The 17,865-nt window shown below is 30.6% G+C and carries 14 protein-coding genes; 5 read left to right on the top strand and 9 right to left on the bottom strand.

Features of this window, described 5'->3' with window-relative positions; translation table 11 throughout:
• Window positions 1-74: 74 nt before the first annotated feature.
• From WG951_RS05705 to WG951_RS05690, 4 genes are all read right to left on the bottom strand, one after another.
• Entirely contained in the window at window positions 75-965 is an 891-nt protein-coding gene (locus tag WG951_RS05705) for an RluA family pseudouridine synthase (RefSeq protein ID WP_105049223.1), read from the bottom strand.
• An 88-nt stretch (window positions 966-1,053) separates the two neighbouring features.
• Complete coding sequence (locus tag WG951_RS05700) at window positions 1,054-1,476, bottom strand: VOC family protein (RefSeq protein ID WP_105049222.1); 423 nt, start codon at window positions 1,474-1,476, stop codon at window positions 1,054-1,056.
• Window positions 1,477-1,615: 139 nt separating this feature from the next.
• Entirely contained in the window at window positions 1,616-3,307 is a 1,692-nt protein-coding gene (ggt, locus tag WG951_RS05695) for a gamma-glutamyltransferase (protein ID WP_105049221.1), read from the bottom strand.
• On the bottom strand, window positions 3,304-3,852 hold the full coding sequence (locus WG951_RS05690; protein ID WP_105049220.1) for an ACP phosphodiesterase: 549 nt from the start codon (window positions 3,850-3,852) through the stop codon (window positions 3,304-3,306). Before WG951_RS05690 ends, ggt begins: the two co-directional genes overlap by 4 nt.
• Window positions 3,853-4,073: 221 nt before the next feature.
• Here WG951_RS05690 and WG951_RS05685 point away from each other — a divergent pair, with 221 nt between their 5' ends.
• Window positions 4,074-6,428, top strand: a complete 2,355-nt coding sequence (locus WG951_RS05685; RefSeq protein WP_105049219.1) for a DUF7619 domain-containing protein — start codon at window positions 4,074-4,076, stop codon at window positions 6,426-6,428.
• Between the two features lie 122 nt (window positions 6,429-6,550).
• Here WG951_RS05685 and dnaN read toward each other — a convergent pair whose 3' ends face one another.
• Window positions 6,551-7,669, bottom strand: coding sequence for a DNA polymerase III subunit beta (gene dnaN / locus WG951_RS05680; protein ID WP_105049218.1), 1,119 nt, complete (start codon window positions 7,667-7,669; stop codon window positions 6,551-6,553).
• 176 nt (window positions 7,670-7,845) lie between these two features.
• Between dnaN and WG951_RS05675 the strand changes: the two genes are divergently transcribed.
• From WG951_RS05675 to WG951_RS05665, 3 genes are all read left to right on the top strand, one after another.
• Window positions 7,846-10,365, top strand: a complete 2,520-nt coding sequence (locus WG951_RS05675) for a PIG-L family deacetylase (protein ID WP_105049217.1) — start codon at window positions 7,846-7,848, stop codon at window positions 10,363-10,365.
• Between the two features lie 378 nt (window positions 10,366-10,743).
• Window positions 10,744-12,465: a sodium:solute symporter family transporter gene (locus WG951_RS05670; protein WP_105049216.1), complete on the top strand. Its 1,722-nt coding sequence runs from the start codon at window positions 10,744-10,746 to the stop codon at window positions 12,463-12,465.
• A 6-nt stretch (window positions 12,466-12,471) separates the two neighbouring features.
• Window positions 12,472-13,443 carry a Gfo/Idh/MocA family protein gene (locus tag WG951_RS05665; RefSeq protein ID WP_105049215.1) on the top strand — a complete coding sequence of 324 codons (972 nt, stop codon included), beginning with the start codon at window positions 12,472-12,474 and terminating at the stop codon, window positions 13,441-13,443.
• A 314-nt stretch (window positions 13,444-13,757) separates the two neighbouring features.
• On the opposite strand, the gene WG951_RS05660 is transcribed toward WG951_RS05665, so the two are convergent.
• From WG951_RS05660 to WG951_RS05645, 4 genes are all read right to left on the bottom strand, one after another.
• Complete coding sequence (locus WG951_RS05660; RefSeq protein WP_105049214.1) at window positions 13,758-14,075, bottom strand: cyclic nucleotide-binding domain-containing protein; 318 nt, start codon at window positions 14,073-14,075, stop codon at window positions 13,758-13,760.
• A 30-nt stretch (window positions 14,076-14,105) separates the two neighbouring features.
• The gene (locus WG951_RS05655; RefSeq protein ID WP_105049213.1) at window positions 14,106-14,873 is read right to left on the bottom strand and encodes a hypothetical protein; all 768 of its coding nucleotides are present in this window, start codon (window positions 14,871-14,873) and stop codon (window positions 14,106-14,108) included.
• Window positions 14,860-15,426: an NUDIX hydrolase gene (locus tag WG951_RS05650; protein ID WP_105049212.1), complete on the bottom strand. Its 567-nt coding sequence runs from the start codon at window positions 15,424-15,426 to the stop codon at window positions 14,860-14,862. The genes WG951_RS05655 and WG951_RS05650 overlap by 14 nt, the downstream gene beginning before the upstream one ends.
• A gap of 107 nt (window positions 15,427-15,533) precedes the next feature.
• Window positions 15,534-16,622 carry a M42 family metallopeptidase gene (locus tag WG951_RS05645; protein ID WP_105049211.1) on the bottom strand — a complete coding sequence of 363 codons (1,089 nt, stop codon included), beginning with the start codon at window positions 16,620-16,622 and terminating at the stop codon, window positions 15,534-15,536.
• A gap of 295 nt (window positions 16,623-16,917) precedes the next feature.
• Here WG951_RS05645 and WG951_RS05640 point away from each other — a divergent pair, with 295 nt between their 5' ends.
• On the top strand, window positions 16,918-17,805 hold the full coding sequence (locus tag WG951_RS05640; RefSeq protein ID WP_105049210.1) for an ABC transporter ATP-binding protein: 888 nt from the start codon (window positions 16,918-16,920) through the stop codon (window positions 17,803-17,805).
• Window positions 17,806-17,865: the final 60 nt, after the last annotated feature.

The raw sequence follows: 17,865 nt of genomic DNA, 5'->3' as shown, positions 1-17,865 counted from the left end.
AAATCAGAAGCTAAATTAATATTTTTTAAAAGAAGAAACTATTTGTTGGCTTCATAATAGTCTATCAATTTGTTTTAAGTTGATAAACTTAGTAAAGGAGGTTGTGAATTTGGAAAAATCTTTGTAAACTTCTTAGGCAGTTCTTTAGTAACCAAAATTTTCTCTTTCGTAAACGGATGGATAAAGTCTAAAGTGGCTGCATGTAAAAACAAGCCTTTTCCGTTTAAAATTTTATTCTCTAAAAAGTATTCTTTGTCACCTAAAATAGGTGCGTTAAGCACAGATAAATGTTTTCTTAATTGATGTTTTCTTCCGGTTTTTGGTTGGAGTTTTACCAAGTTTAAAAACTCAAAACGTTCTGAAACAACAGTATCTAAAACTTCAAAATCGGTGTGAGATTTTTTTTCATCAATAGGGAAATTTATAAATCCAGTAGGATTCATTTTACCTATAGTAATGGCATAATACGTTTTTTTAATTTCTTTATCTTTAAATAATTTTCCTAATTCTGTAATTGCAGCACTTGTTTTTCCTACTAATAAAAGTCCACTTGTGGGATAATCTAAACGGTGAATTGGTTGCGGTTTAACGGCATCAGAAAGAATACTTTTTTTTAGGTTTTGAGATAGTCCGTTTGCAATGGTTACAAATTTGTTTCCACTGACTAAAATGCCTGCAGGTTTGTATATTATTGCCAAGTAATCGTCTTCAAATAGTACCTCCAAATCGAGCTTTAATCTTTCGAAGGTAGAAGAATTTTCAGATTCAAAAAGTGTTATTTTTTCATCACCAGAAATATATTTAGAGGTTGTAGCTAAATTTCCATCAATAAAAACAAGCCCTTTTTTAATCGCTTTTTTAATACCAGATTTTGTAGGAATTGTTTTAAAAATGCCCACAGCGTATTCTTGAAAACGAATTGGTTTTTCTAATTTTGGTACAAGATGCGTTTCTAACAATTGCATTATTTGGTATGTGGAGTTAGCATTGTTGTAATCTATTTTAATAGAGATAAGTAAAATAGATTACAAAAATGCTTTTAAAAGTATTTTATTATTTAGCAAATAATTGATTTATATCTTGAAAAGCTTTAAACTCTAAAGCATTATTTTCTGGGTCTTTAAAAAACATGGTTGCTTGCTCACCAACTTTTCCTTTAAAACGAATACAAGGAGCAATCTCAAATTTTGTATTTAAGGTTTTTAATCGATCCGCTAAAGCATGCCAATCTTCCCAAGTTAATACAACTCCAAAGTGCGGAACAGGCACATCATGACCATCAACAGGGTTTGTAATTGATTTTGTTGGTTGGTAATTTTCTTTTTTGTGAATAACTAATTGATGTCCGAAGAAATTAAAATCTACCCATTGGTCTGTACTTCTACCTTCTTCACAGTTTAAAATTTCTCTATAAAAAGTTCTTAATTTTTCTAAGTTCTGTACAGGAATTGCCAAGTGAAATGGTTGTGCTTTCATTTTTTTAGTAAGTTTTTTAGTTTAAGAATTACAAAGTTACAAAGTATTTGGGGGTAAAAGTTGCAAAGTAGAGATTTCTTAATCGCTTAAAAAAGCTTATTTAGAAAAGATATTTGTTATAATTTTTATTAACAGCTAATTAATAGCCAACAGCTTTATCGTCTCCTCTTGGATCTGCTCCTCCTTCTAATTTTCCATTGGGAAGTACTAAAATTCCTTCTACTTTACCAATAACAGGTGCGTCTTTTTCGTTGATATGATATCCTTTATTTTTTAATTCATCCGTTATTTTTTGATCAAATTGATGAGGTTCCATCATAATAACATCAGGCAACCATTGATGGTGAAAACGAGGTTGATTTATTGCTTCTTGCATGCCCATTTTAAACTCATGTACATTTAAAATGGTTTGTAAAACAGAGGTAATAATGGTAGAACCACCAGGAGTTCCAATCACCATCCAGAGGTTACCGTTTTTTTCTACAATTGTAGGAGTCATAGAACTTAACATTCTTTTTTCTGGAGCAATTTCATTTGCTTTAGCACCAATTAATCCAAACATATTTGGCACACCAGGTTTGCTAGAAAAATCGTCCATTTCATTATTTAAAAAGAAGCCTAAATCCGAACAATACAATTTAGAGCCATAAGCACCATTTAAAGTGGTGGTTACAGAAACAGCATTCCCAAATTGATCTACAATAGAATAATGTGTTGTTTCATCACTTTCTACCATTTCTATAGTTCCGTGTGCAACATCTGCAGATTTAGTAGCTTTATCAAAAGAAAAATCATCCATTCTTCCTTTGGTGTATTCTTTAGAGATTAAGGTTTCTAACGGAATCTTTACAAAATCAGGATCCCCTAAAAAGAAACTTCTATCTGCATACGCGCGTCTTTCTGCTTCTGTAATTATTTGAATTGTTTTTACTGAGTTATGACCATAAGTATCTAAATCGTACGGCTCAATTCCGTTCATAATTTGTGCCAAACAAATTCCCCCACTAGAAGGAGGTGACATTGAAATTATTTTTAAATCATCATATTTAAAAGTAATAGGGGTTCTCCATTTTGCTTCGTATTTAGCCAAATCATCAAGCGTCATAATTCCGCCATTTGCTTGCATAAACTTTACCAAACGTTTTGCCGTTTCCCCTTTGTAAAACTCATCTCTACCGTTTTTAGAAATTCTTTCTAGTGTTTCTGCTAAAGCAGGATATTTTATAATGTCGTTCTCTTTCCAGATACTATCAAAAAGGATTAAAGATTGGTTTGCTTCTTTAAATTTAGGTTGATATTCTTTAATTCTAGCTTCTTGTTTTTTAGTGACAATTACGCCACGTTTAGCCAATTCTATCACTGGTTTTAAAATATCTTGTATTGGTAATGTTCCAAATTTTCTATGTGCTTCAAAAACACCTGCAATAGTTCCTGGAATTCCAACAGCCATAGAACCTAACGTACTTTTATTAGGAATTACATTGCCGTCATCATTTAAATACATGTCTTTTGATGCCGCTAAAGGCGCTTTTTCTCTATAATCTAAAGCACCAATTTCTCCGTCGTTTTTACGATATACCATAAAACCACCACCACCAATGTTTCCTGCATAAGGATACGCAACAGCTAAAGCTAATTCTGTAGCTGCCATAGCATCAAAGGCATTTCCTCCTTTTTCTAATATAAGTAGACCTATTTTAGAAGCTTCTTCTCTTGCAGAAACTACCATTGCTTTATTAGCAATTAAACCTACAACTTTCTCTTTTTTAGTTGCAGTTTTACAGTGAATGAATACTAAAGAAAATGCGAATAGTAAAATGATGTTTTTCATAGGTTCGTTTTAATTTCTTTAATTTTTTTGTTAGTATGTGCTATTAAATCTTTAAAAAATAAGGTAAAATCTTCTTGTAATTCTGTTTCTAAAATTCGTAAATCTTCGATGGCTAAATTCATTTGAGATTTGCCTTTTGTTCTCGCGTTCATTCCGTTTAAAACCTTTTCAATACCTTCTTTATTTTGATAATTGAATAAGATGTTATATTCAATCATATATTTAATAAAGTTTTGAGATTTTACAGGTAATTGATCAGAGATGCCACCAAACAATTTATTGATAGAATCTGTGTAAATAGCTAAAGGAATTTCTGAATAATCTGCCCAATTTTTAGCCAAGAAGTAATCGTAAAAAATGTCGATAATTACACCATCATAATGTCTGTATCGTTCGTGCAAACGACGTTTACTTTTTCTAACAATTTCATGAGCGTCTGTAAACGTATCTATTTCTCTGTGTAAAAAAATACCTTGCTGAATTTCTTTAGAAAAACTTTCGTAATTATTTCCTCTAATATGATCTGCAATAAAATTGCCAATCATAATGTTAGTATTGTTTTGTGATAAATATAAATGGGCTAGGAAATTCATAAGGGTAAATGTAAAGAAAAAAACCACAATTAATTTTGAATCAATTGTGGTTTTTTATATATGTTATTAAAAACTCATAATTAAGATTTTTTCTGTTTAAAATATCTGTAAATCAATAGGTTTAATTTTATAGAAACAATATATTTGTTATAGCTATTAAAAGAAATATAATTATGAAAAACCTTTACTTATTCCTTGCCATTTTTTTTACATTACAAACTACGCAGTCTCAAAATGTAAATATTACAGATGTTCATTTTAAAAATGTGTTGTTAAATTATACACCTGCTATTGACACCAATGGCGATAATGAAATACAAATAACCGAAGCAGAAGCGGTAAAAAATTTAGAAATAGACAACTTAAATATTCAATCATTAGAAGGAATTAATGCTTTTGTTAATCTAGAAACCTTAGGGGTTAACAATACACAAATAACAACGTTAGATATAAGTAAACTAAGTGCTTTAATTTATATTTCTATAGATAATAGCTTACTTATTACATCAGAAAATATTAATTTTTTTGATATTAATACAAATGAGATAACTGGTATAAGTTTTTCAAATAACCAATTTTTAACCCATATTAATACGAGTGGTTTACCTACATCTTTAGGTTATTTGAATTGTACTAATAATCAGCTTACATCTTTAGAAATAGATTTTAATAATATACCGTATTTAGCTGAATTATTCATAACTAATAATCCTATAGATGCATTAACGTTTGTGGGAGGAGAGGTGAATTATCTATACTACCTAATATGTAAAAATACAAATCTAGTAGATATAGAGTTAAATGGTTTGCCAAATTTATCTGATTTTTCTTGCAATTATAACCCTTACTTGAAATCCGTTACTACAGGTGGTCAAAAAGGATGGTTAAATTTTGGAGTTACTGATAACCCAATGTTAGAAACAATTTCGTTTAAAGATGGTGTCTCAAATAGTTCTGCAGGTCAAGATTATGGTGGGTACTATTCTATTTGTAATAATTCTAGCCTAAAACTTGTGTGTGCAGATGAATCTGAGATAGAAAATTTAGAGTTTCCTAATGATTGGTGGCCTTCGGAAGGGCTTACGTATGTAGGAATAAAAGAGTTAGTAGCTAATTGTGGCTATACAGATGTTGCGGTAAGTTCTTATTGTGATTTTGAACCAGGAGGAAGTTTTAAAACGGTTAAAGGAGCTAATTTATTAGATGTTGACGCTGATGGTTGTAATTCTGAAGATACGTCTATAGCTAATTTAAAATATGCTATTTCTAATAGTTATGGTGCTATTGGTAGTTTTACTTCTAATGACACTGGTGATTATCTTTTTTACGTTACCGGAAATGGTACTCATATAATAACACCCGTTTTAGAAAATTCAGCATATTATACCGTTTCTCCAGAGAGTTTTTCTGTAGACCTTTCTAAAGAAGAAAGTTTATTTACACAAGATTTTTGCATTACACCAAATGGGGATCATACAGATGTAAAAATGATTTTATTGCCTTTAGAAGCTGCAAGACCCGGTTTTGATGCTACTTATAAAATAACGTATAAAAATATAGGGAGTACAACAGTGTCTGGTAGTGTAGCTTTAGCTTTTCAAGAAGATGTGTTAGATTTTGTTTCCTCTAATCCTAATGCAGATGTAGAATCTGCCGGTAACTTAAGTTATAATTATAGTAATTTATTGCCTTTAGAAAGTAGAGAGATTATTTTTAGCTTAAACTTAAATACACCAACAGAAACACCTGCTTTAAGCGGTGATGAAGTACTAAATTTTACCGCTACAATTACGCCATTAGCAGACGAAGAAAATATAGAAGACAATACTTTTGTATTAAACCAAACTGTAGTGAACTCTTTCGATCCAAATGATAAAACTTGTTTAGAAGGCACTACTTTACTACCGGATATGATTGGTAAGTATGTGCATTATATGATTAGGTTTGAAAACACAGGTACTGCTAATGCAACAAATATTGTGGTAAAAGATATTATAGATACCACTAAATTTAATGTTAATACTTTGTTAGTAACAGATACTAGCCACATTACTGTTACAAGAGTTACTGGTAATAAAGTTGAATTTATTTCTGAAAACATTAATTTACCTTTTGATGATGCAAATAATGATGGGTACGTTGTTTTTAAAATCAAAACTTTAGATACTTTAGTAGTAGGTGATACTTTTACAAATGATGCAGAAATTTATTTTGATTATAATTACCCTATAGATACAAATATTGCAGAAACTCTTATTAAAAGCACCTTAAGTACTTCTAATTACAAAGCTTTAAATAGCTTAAAAGTGTATTTGAATACAGAAAATAGTACGTTGGTTGTTAATGAAGCAGATAAGCTTAAATCGGTAACAATTTATAATATTTCTGGTAGTATAGTTCAAAAAGTTTCTTACACAGGTACGCATAACAATGCTATAGTTTCTACAGAAAAATTAACACAAGGTATTTACTTTGTAAAAGTAAATACAAGTATTGGAGAGGTTACTAAAAAGGTATTAAAAAACTAAATTCAACAATAATTTATACAAAGCAAAAAACCACAATGTTTTAAAACATTGTGGTTTTTTATATATGTAAGATTTGTAAATGCAACCAAAAGCTTTATTTACAAACAACAAAATTAGTTGTCTTAACTATTTAACATTACCGGCATTACCAACATTGTAACTTGTTCACCTTCGTCAGTTCCATCAATAGGTGTTAAAATACCTGCTCTGTTTGGTAAAGACATTTCAATTAAAACTTCGTTAGAACTTAAGTTGTTTAACATTTCGCTTAAAAAACGAGAGTTAAAACCAATTTGCATATCGTCTCCTTGGTAATCACAACTTAAACGTTCGTCTGCTTTGTTAGAAAAATCTAAATCTTCAGCAGAAATATTTAATTCAGTACCCGCCATTTTTAAACGAATCTGATGTGTTGTTTTACTAGAGAAAATAGAAACACGTCTTACAGAGTTTAAGAAAGAAGCTCTATCAACCGTTAATTTATTTGGATTTTCTTTTGGTATTACTGCTTCGTAATTAGGATATTTCCCATCAATTAAACGACATACTAAAACTACGTTATCAAACGTAAATTTTGCATTTGCGTCATTATATTCAATAGTAACATCTGTTTCAGAACCACCTAAAATTCCTTTTAATAAATTTAAAGGTTTCTTTGGCATAATAAATTCTGCCGTTTGATCTGCAGTAACATCTGTTCTTGTATATTTTACCAATTTATGGGCATCCGTAGCAACAAAAGTTAAACTTTGTGAGCTAAATTGAAAAAACACTCCACTCATTACTGGACGTAAATCGTCGTTTCCGGCAGCAAATATTGTTTTAGAAATTGCTGTTCCTAAAATATTTGCAGGTACTACTGTTTTACTTGGTGATGGTAAAGAAACCGCTTTTGGGAATTCATCTCCACCAAAATAAGCCATGTCATATTTACCTTGGTCAGAACTAATTTCAATAGCGTTGTCACCTTCCGTTTTAAACGTTAAAGGTTGGTCTGGAAACGTTTTTAAGGTATCTAATAATAAACGTGCAGAAACAGCTATAGAACCAGAACTATCGCTTTCTACATCTATTACAGAACTCATGGTTGTTTCTAAATCTGATGCAGAAACTTTTAATTGATTTTCAGATAACTCAAATAAGAAGTTATCTAAAATTGGTAGGGTATTGTTGCTATTTATAACGCCGCCTAAAACTTGTAATTGTTTTAATAATTGCGAACTCGATACAATAAATTTCATTGATTTTCTATCTTTATTAGTATTACAAATATAATCTTATTAACTGATTCTGAAAATTAATTTATTAACAGGTTATGAGCATTTTGTTAATGAAAATTGAAACGTTATAATTATGTTAACAAATTTTAAGAACCCTCATAAAAAACTACATTTGTTTTTATTGACCAATTATAATTATGAAGAAAATTTTACTTTCAATAGTATCGGTTTTATTGATTTCAATATCCGTATTTGCACAACAACCTCAAAAATTAACCTCGAATCAGATTTATGAGAAAATTCAAAAACTGAATTTCCTTGGTACTGCTCTGTACATTGCTGCACATCCAGATGATGAAAACACACGATTAATTGCTTATTTAGCAAATAATGTAAAAGCAAGAACGGGTTATTTATCTTTAACAAGAGGAGATGGTGGTCAGAATTTAATAGGACCAGAAATTAGAGAATTATTAGGAGTTATTAGAACGCAAGAATTATTGGCAGCAAGAAGTATTGATGGTGGAGAACAATTATTTACAAGGGCGAATGATTTTGGGTATTCTAAACATCCGGATGAAACCTTAGAAATATGGAATAAAGAAGCCGTTTTAAGTGATGTTGTTTGGGCAATTAGAACTTTTAAACCAGACGTTATTATTAACAGATTCGATCATAGAACTCCAGGCACAACACATGGGCATCACACAAGTTCTGCAATGTTAAGTGTAGCCGCTTTTGATATTGTTGCAGATTCTACAAAGTATCCATCTCAATTAAAATATACAGAAACTTGGTCTCCTAAAAGATTGTTTCAGAATACCTCTTCTTGGTTTTATAGAGGAAGAGAAGCGGAATTTAAAGAAAAAACCAAAAATTTTACAAAATTAGATGTAGGGGTTTATTATCCTTTAAAAGGTGTTTCTAATAACGAGTTGGCATCTATAGCAAGTAGCCAACATTTATGTCAGGGTTTTGGTAGGTTAACAACTAGAGGAAGCGAAAATGAATATCTAGAGTTTTTAAAAGGAGAAGCCTTAAAAGATGAAAATGATATTTTTTCAGGAATAAATACCACTTGGAACCGTCTTGAAAATGGAGGTGAAATTGGTGAGATTTTATATGATGTAGAAAATAATTTCGATTTTGTTAATCCATCTAAACATTTACCAAAATTGATGAATGCATATACTTTAATTGAAAAGCTAGAAGATACTCATTGGAGAATAATTAAAGAAAAACAAATTAAAGAAATTATTGAGGCTTGTGTAGGCTTATATATAGAGGCTTCTGCAGTAAGTTCTTCTGCAATACCAAATTCTAAAATAGATGTAAATTTTGAAGTAGTAAACAGAAGTTCTTTTCCGATGATATTGACTTCAATTACACCTACACTGGATAAAAAAATCATTTACAAAGGGTTTGATTTAGAGCAGAATAAAAAAATAAATTTTAAAGAAAATCTTTTAATAAAAACAGATGACTTTACAGATCCTTATTGGTTAAAAAAAGAACCCTCTTTAGGGATGTATAAAGTAGACAATCAAGAATTGATTGGAAAACCAGAAACACCGAGAGTTGTAAAAATTGATTTTAATTTGGTGATTAATTATTTACCAATAACAATTACTAAAAATGTTGTTATGAGGTATGCGGAAAGAGATAAAGGAGAAATTTATGAGCCTTTTGAGGTGTTGCCAAAAGTAACAACTAAACTTAAAAATAAAGTACTTATTTTTTCTGACAGTATTGCTAAAAAAGTTAGTGTAGAGGTTAGGGCAGGAGCGAGTTATGTAAACGGAAAAGTGAGTTTAAAGGTTCCTGAAAATTGGAGCGTTACTCCTAATGAAGTTTCTTTTGATATTGCACAGAAAAAAGATAAACAAACCGTTTCTTTTATGGTATCTCCACCAAAAGAACAATCTGAAGGAAAGTTAGAAGTGCAAGCAACGATAGAAGGCAAAACGTATACAAAAGAATTGGTAGAAATTAACTACAGTCACATTCCTAAGCAATCTGTTTTATTAAATTCTGAAGCAAAAGTTGTTCGTTTAAATATTAAAAAGGAAGGGAATAAAATTGGGTATATTAAAGGTGCAGGAGATGTGGTTCCAGAAAGTTTGCGTCAGATTGGGTATACTGTAGAGGATATCAATCCGTTAGAAATTAATGGTACTAATTTATTAAAGTACGATGCAATTGTTGTGGGGATTAGAGCTTATAATGTTGTTGATGAATTAAAATTTAAGCAAAAATTCTTATTAGAATATGTAGAAAAAGGAGGGAATATGATTGTACAATACAACACGAATAGAGGTGTAGATGTTGCAGCTCCTTTTGCTTTAGAGTTGTCTAGAGATCGTGTTACGGATGAGTTTGCTGAGGTTACTGTTTTAGATGCAGAAAATTCACTTTTAAACTTTCCTAATAAAATTACATCCGAAGATTTTAAAGGTTGGGTACAAGAACGTGGTTTGTATTTTCCTAGTTCTTGGGATACTGCTTATACGCCAGTTTTATCGATGCACGACAAAGGCGAAACCGCTAAAAAGGGAAGTTTGTTAATTGCAAAATATGGTAAGGGAAATTATATGTACACTGGTTTAAGTTTCTTTAGAGAATTACCAGCAGGAGTTTCTGGTGCTTATAAATTATTTGCAAATATGTTGTCTGTAAAGAAAAATGAAACAGTAGCAAAAGAGGCCGCTAAAAAGTAGTTTTTGTTATTTCTGCACAGGCAGGAATCTTTAAAAAAGTAAGTTTGGATTGCTTTTTTTATAAGAATCACAAAAGCAATTAAACAAGTTTAGCCCTGATTGAAACGGCATCCTTTTTATGGCTTTTTTAAAATTGTCATTGCCAGGAACGAAGCAATTTGCTAGCTTAAAAGAAATTGCCGCAGTTTACAAAAAAAGTAAACTTGGTAATGAGAAGCATAAAAAGATATAGTGGAAAGCAGGAAATAGCTTCAAAAAAAACACAACATGAAAGGACAAAAATACACTTGGAAAAAAGAATATTCAATGGTTTTAATAGCCAATGTAATTTACATTATTGCGTTTTATTTTATTTCAAATTATTTTACGGTTTAAGCAATGGAGATAACAAGTAAATTACATTATATAGATTGGATTATTTTGTCTGTTACCTTAATTTTTATTGTGGCATACGGAACCTACGTTACCCGAAAAAATGCCAACGTAACAGATTATATTAAGGGTGGAAGTGACTCGAAATGGTGGACGATTGGTTTGTCTGTAATGGCAACTCAGGCCAGTGCAATTACCTTTTTATCAACTCCAGGACAAGCGTTTCATAGCGGAATGGGGTTTGTGCAATTTTACTTCGGTTTGCCAATTGCAATGATTATTATTTGTGTGGTTTTTATACCGATTTATCATAAGTTAAAAGTCTACACTGCCTATGAATTTTTAGAAGGAAGGTTCGATTTAAAAACAAGAAGTTTAGCGGCAATTTTGTTTTTAGTTCAACGTGGATTGGCAGCAGGAATTACCATTTTTGCACCGGCAATTATTTTAAGTGCGGTGTTAGATTGGGATTTGCTAACCTTAAATATTTTGATTGGGTTTTTAGTGATTATTTACACCGTTTCTGGAGGTACAAAGGCGGTAAATGTAACGCAGAAACAACAAATGATTATCATTTTTATAGGAATGCTAATTGCATTTTTTATGATTATGAGTCAGCTACCAGAGAATATTACTTTTACAAAAGCTTTAGAAATTGCAGGGGCTAGTAATAAAATGCAAGTGCTAGATTTTTCTTTTGATTTAAGCAATAGATATACCGTTTGGACTGGTGTTTTAGGAGGAACCTTTTTAATGTTATCGTATTTTGGTACAGATCAAAGTCAGGTGCAACGTTATTTGTCTGGAAAATCGGTTAGAGAAAGTCAGTTAGGTTTAATTTTTAATGGATTGTTAAAAGTACCTATGCAGTTTTTTATCTTGTTAATTGGGGTAATGGTTTTTGTTTTTTATCAGTTTAATGCCTCTCCTTTAAACTTTAATCCTACTGCAAATGATGCGGTTCAGAATTCTGAGTATTTAGCAGAATATCAAGAGTTAGAAAAAGAGCACACGATTATAGAGAACGATAAAAGATTGTTGTTTTCTGATGGGTTTCAGGTGGAAGAAAAAGAAAGAATTCAAGAATTAAATACAAGAGATTTAGAGCTGAAAGAATCGGCAAAAGCAATTATAAAAAAGGTGGATGAGAAGTCGATAAAAAAGATAGAATCGAATGACAAAGATTATGTGTTTATTCATTTTATTTTAAACAATTTACCAAGAGGATTAATCGGACTTTTATTGGCCGTAATTTTATCTGCAGCAATGTCTTCTACCGCATCAGAATTAAATGCCTTGGCAAGTACAACAGCCATAGATTTGTACAAGCGAAATGTAAAAGAAGAAAAGAGCGAAGAGCATTATGTAAAAGCTTCTAAATGGTTTACCTTGGCTTGGGGAATCATAGCTATTTCTGTGGCTTGTATTGCTAATTTATTTGATAATTTAATTCAGCTTGTAAATATTATTGGTTCTATTTTCTATGGAAATGTTTTAGGGATTTTCTTGTTAGCGTTTTTTGTTCGATTTGTTACAGGAAATGCAGTTTTTGTGGCAGCATTAATAACACAAGCTTTAATTATTGTTGTATTTTTACTTGATTGGTTGCCGTATTTATGGCTCAATTTATTAGGCTGTGCGTTAGTAATGGGAATTGCAATTATTATTCAAACATTTATGCCTTCTAAAGACAATTATACAGATGATTTTAAAACAGTAGAAATTTAATAGGTTATGGAAAAGAAAGTAATTAAATGGGGAATTATAGGATTAGGTAATATTGCTCAAAAATTTGCTGCAGATTTAGCAACAGTAGAAAATGCAGAATTAGTTGCTGTAGCATCTAGAAGTCAAGAAAATGCGAATGAATTTGCTAGTACATATAACTCAAAAAAAGCCTATAACTCGTATCTAGATTTAGCAAAAGATGCTGAGGTAGATGCTGTTTATATTGCAACACCACATAGTTTTCATAAAGAACATGCCATACTTTGTTTGCAACATAAAAAAGCTGTTTTATGTGAGAAACCTTTTGCAATGAATTTGCAAGAAGTAGAAGAAATGATTGCTGCATCCAAAGAAAATAATGTGTTGTTAATGGAAGCTTTATGGACGTATTTTCTACCACATTACACGTATGTTTTAGAAAGTATTAAAAACGAAAAATTCGGAAAACTGTTAAAACTAGAAGCAGATTTTGGTTTTTCTAGAGCATTCGATAATGATAGTAGATTATTTAAAAAAGAAGTGGGTGGAGGTAGTTTGTTAGATATTGGTATTTATCCAATTTTTGCAGCTTTGTCTACTTTAGGTAAGCCAGATGTAATAGAAGCAGGTGCTACTTTTTTTGATAATGGTGCAGACTCATCTTGTAATATGACTTTTAATTATACAGATACCAAAGCTGTTTTAAAAAGTACCTTGGTAGAAGATACAGCCACAGAAGCCATTTTTACATGCGAAAGAGGTGTTATAAAAATAAATACCATGTTTCATATGCCTACAACGGTAACTGTTATAGAAAATGGTAAAGAAGAAATTATTGATTTTAACTATAAAACAATTGGTTATAATTTTGAAACAATACATTTTAATAACCTGTTAAGAACAAACCAAAAAGAAAGTGATTTAATGACTTTTGATTTCTCTATAAATTTAATTAAAACCTTAGATAAGGTTAGAGTTATTATTGGTTTAGAGTATTAAAAAGTAATTTTAAAGAACTGTTATAGTATTTGTTTTTATGGTTACGACAGTAAATCTTTAAGCGTTAAATTATCACTTTTGTTTAAACGAGCTACTATTTTTAAAAAGACAATTGCAGTAATTAAAGCGTCGCCACTTGCGGTATGTCTATCACTTTTAGAAACATTTAATTCATTACAAACTCTGTCTAAAGTATAACGCTCTTGTGGTAGTGATTTTTGGTAAACAGGGTGTTTAGAATTTCTGTATCTAATGTTTTATTTTTAAGACTTGGTACGTGATGTCTTTCTAGTATTTGATTAATTATTGCAATATCAAAACCAATATAAGGCGTTTAACAAATAGTTTTCTTTACTTATTAAAGGTCTTAAACCAAAAATATCTCCACCATCACAGATGTCTATTAACGATTTTTGATCTTTAGAATTTTTGTACAAGCTAATCCCTCCATTTCTTACAATGTAAAATTGCTTGTGATTTGTATCGTTTTGATGGTAAATAGCTTTTCCTTTTTCTAAATATATGATAGATACCTGAGAAGCTATTTTTAATATTTTCTTAGAAGTTAATAGGTTAAAAGGTGGGTAGTTTTTTAAAAAATCGTAAACGCGTTCTGCTATTGAGTTTTTCATCTTTTTTTTATTTGTTGATAAACTTTATTCCTAACTTTTGCTAACTGGCGTTTTTTCTAAATCGTAAACAGCAGTAGAAATAGCTACCTGAAACCAATTTTTAAACATTTTGTAATTACGTCTTTGTGGCCATTCTTTTTTATTAGTGTGCCAACCATCTAGTTCCATCATAAAATATTTATCAAACTTCTTTTTTAAATGAGTTTCAATATCTTCGAAACTACTATTGTTAATTAGATAAATATTAACGTCATTAAAAGTTGTTGCATCAATTTTAGAATCTGGATAGATATTGTTGTGCCAATCTATAAAAGGTTGTAAAGGTTTTATAGAAATTGCAGATCTATTAATATAATTTTCTTCAAAATCATCGGTTTCTTCATTATGGGAATCCATTTGTAACATATCAATAAGGTAGTCGTCTTCAGATTGTGTTGTTACATTTAATTTTGGGGTTCCATTATTTTCAAAGAAATAAAAATCGACTATAAATTCTGTAAACTCCTTAAAATGATTGACTTTATGGGTTGTCATTTTTTCTATTAATCGATAATCTTCACCATCTTCTTTTGCTAACGTAACAATGTTTTTAAATTCAGAGGTATCTAAAATAGATCTCATATTTCCTAAGTTCCAAGTATTTTGGGCAAACTCATAAACGTCTTCGTGATATTCATAATCTTTAAATTCATCATCAAAGTGATTTACAAATTTTTCTAATAATGTAGAGTAATTTACTTCTGTATTTTGAATGTTACTGTTGTCTCCAAATAAATTTACAACTTTATTTTTTTTCATTTTGATGTGAATTTTGAATGTTTTTTATGATTTTATTATAAACCGAACAATAATAGTCATGAAACCTAGAAAGTAAAATATTATCTAGGTTTTCTGTATTTTTTAAAGTTGATAAATTAAATAATTGAATCGCATCAACTTCTTCTTTTTGAATGGTTAAAGTTGATAAAGGAACTTTTAATTCTGCTATAAAAACATGATGATGTTCGTTGTCTTGAATTCCGTTTGCATGAGTAACTTGATGAATTCTTGTGCCAATTTTGATGAGGTCTTTTTCTGTTAATTGCAAACCGATTTCTTCTAAGACTTCTCTTTTTGCTGATGTTAAAATTTCTTCTCCTGCACCAACATGTCCTGCTACAGAAATATCCCACATGCCAGGAAATACTTTCTTTGTTAAAGCTCTTTTTTGCAGCAATATTTTTTCATCCGAAGTAAATAACCACACATGTACAGTGGCATGAAACCAACCATTTTTATGCGCTTCAGATTTTAAAGCTGTTTTTCCTGTTGGTTTTCCATCAGGAGTTAAAATGTCGATGAGTTCATCCATGTTTTTTAACCGCAAAGTTCGCAAAGAAACCGCAAAGGTCACAAAGTAGTGTTAATTATTCTTTGCGACCTTCGCGAAAACTTAGTGCCTTTGCGTTTTATATATTATTATTCAAAGTAAGAAAAAGTTTCTCCGTCTTTGATGTTTAATAACGTTTCGTAAATCATTTTAATCACATTTTCTACATCTTCTCTATGCACCATTTCTACAGTGGTGTGCATGTAACGTAATGGTAAAGAAATTAAAGCAGAAGCTACGCCACCGTTACTATATGCAAAAGCATCTGTATCTGTACCAGTTGCTCTAGAAAGTGCTGAACGCTGAAAAGGAATCTTTTTAGCTTCGGCAGTTTCTGTAATTAAATCGCGTAATTTTTGTTGTACAGCAGGTGCGTAAGCCACTACAGGTCCTTTACCTAATTCTAAATGACCAGCTGTTTTTTTGTCTATCATTGGGGTAGTGGTATCATGTGTTACATCTGTAACAATGGCAACATTTGGTTTAATAGTTTGAGTTATCATTTCTGCACCACGCAAACCAATTTCCTCTTGTACAGAATTTGTAATGTACAATCCGAAAGGCAATTCTTTTTTGTTTTCTTTTAATAAACGAGCAACTTCGGCAATCATAAAACCACCCATTCTGTTGTCTAAAGCTCTACAAACAAATTTGTCTCCGTTTAAGATATGAAATTCATCTGGGTAGGTAATTACACAACCAACATGAACTCCTAATTTTTCTACTTCTTCTTTTGTAGCACAACCTGTATCAATAAAAATATTATCTGGTTTAGGTGCTTGTTCATTAGCTTTATCTCTAGTGTGTATTGCTGGCCATCCAAAAACACCTTTTACAATTCCGTTTTTAGTATGAATATTTACAATTTTACTAGGTGCAATTTGATGATCTGAACCACCATTTCTAATCACGTAAATTAATCCGTTATCAGAAATATAATTTACATACCAAGAAATTTCATCCGCATGTCCTTCAATAACAACTTTATATTTTGCATCTGGGTTTATTACGCCTACAGCAGAACCGTAAGTATCGGTAATAAATTCATCTACATAAGGTTTTAAATAGTCCATCCAAATTTTTTGGCCTTCCCATTCGTAACCCGTAGGTGCCGCATTGTTAAGGTATTTTTCTAAAAATGTAAGAGAATCTTTATTTAATATTGATTTTTTTGACATTGTATATTTGTTTAAAATTTTGAAAAGTATTAAAATTAAAATGTCTGTTTGTAGGTTTTCTTTTTATAGAATTGAAAAAGAAAAAGTATTGAGAGCATTTTGTATTTCCAATGGTAAAAATAATACGATTTTTTATGAATTCCATTAAAATAATCACAAAAAAGTGTAACAAAAGTGCTTACTTTTACACTTATCAGTAATTCTCATTTTTAAGAGAAACAGATTTTTTAAAGGAAACTTAGGCAAAAGCTAAGGAGAAGTCCTTTTTAAGATAAAAATCAATAAAACCAAGAATATGAAGTTAGTAATTGAAAATTTAACCAAGACTTATAAAAACGGAGTAAAAGCTATTGATAATTTAAGTATCGAGATTGGTACAGGAATGTTTGGTTTATTAGGTCCAAATGGAGCAGGGAAATCATCATTAATGAGAACCATTGCAACATTACAAAGTCCAGATTCTGGTTCAATTACTTTTGGTGATATTAAGGTTTTAGAAGACAATATGTCTTTGCGCAAAGTATTAGGTTATTTACCACAATCTTTTGGTGTGTACCCTAAAATGTCTGCAGAAGATTTGTTAGATTATTTTGCAACTTTAAAAGGGATCGCTAATAAAGCAGAAAGAAAAGCAATTGTAAAAGAGGTTTTAGAGATTACCAATTTGTATGATGTAAGGCGTAAATACGTTGCAGGTTATTCTGGCGGAATGAAACAGCGTTTCGGAATTGCACAATTGCTTTTAAATAACCCAAAATTAATTATTGTTGATGAACCTACAGCGGGTTTAGATCCGGCAGAAAGACATCGATTTTTAAATGTTTTACGTGAAGTTGGTACAAATACTACGGTTATTTTTTCTACTCATATTGTAGAGGATGTAAAAGAGTTGTGTAATGAAATGGCCATTTTAAATGGAGGACGAATTTTAAAACACACTACGCCACAAGAAGCAACCAAAGAAATAGAAAATACAATTTGGACCAAAATTATAGAACGAGAAGCGTTGGAAGAGAATGAGAAAAACTTTAATATTTTATCATCAAACTACAACCAAGATAATACGTTAAACATAAGAGTGCATGCTACAGAAAAACCTTCGGATGATTTTGTTGCTGCAACTCCACAGTTAGATGATGTCTATTTTATCGCTTTAAAACAAGATGAACCGCAGTTGGTTTAACGTTTTAGGTTTAAAGTTCATAGTTTTGAGTGGGCTTACAATTACACAATTAAACAATTA

This window comes from Polaribacter butkevichii, assembly GCF_038024105.1.
GTDB classification, from domain to species: Bacteria; Bacteroidota; Bacteroidia; order Flavobacteriales; family Flavobacteriaceae; genus Polaribacter; species Polaribacter butkevichii.
The sequence above is the reverse complement of the archived record's forward strand: the minus strand, read 5'-3'. Positions and strand labels throughout refer to the sequence as shown.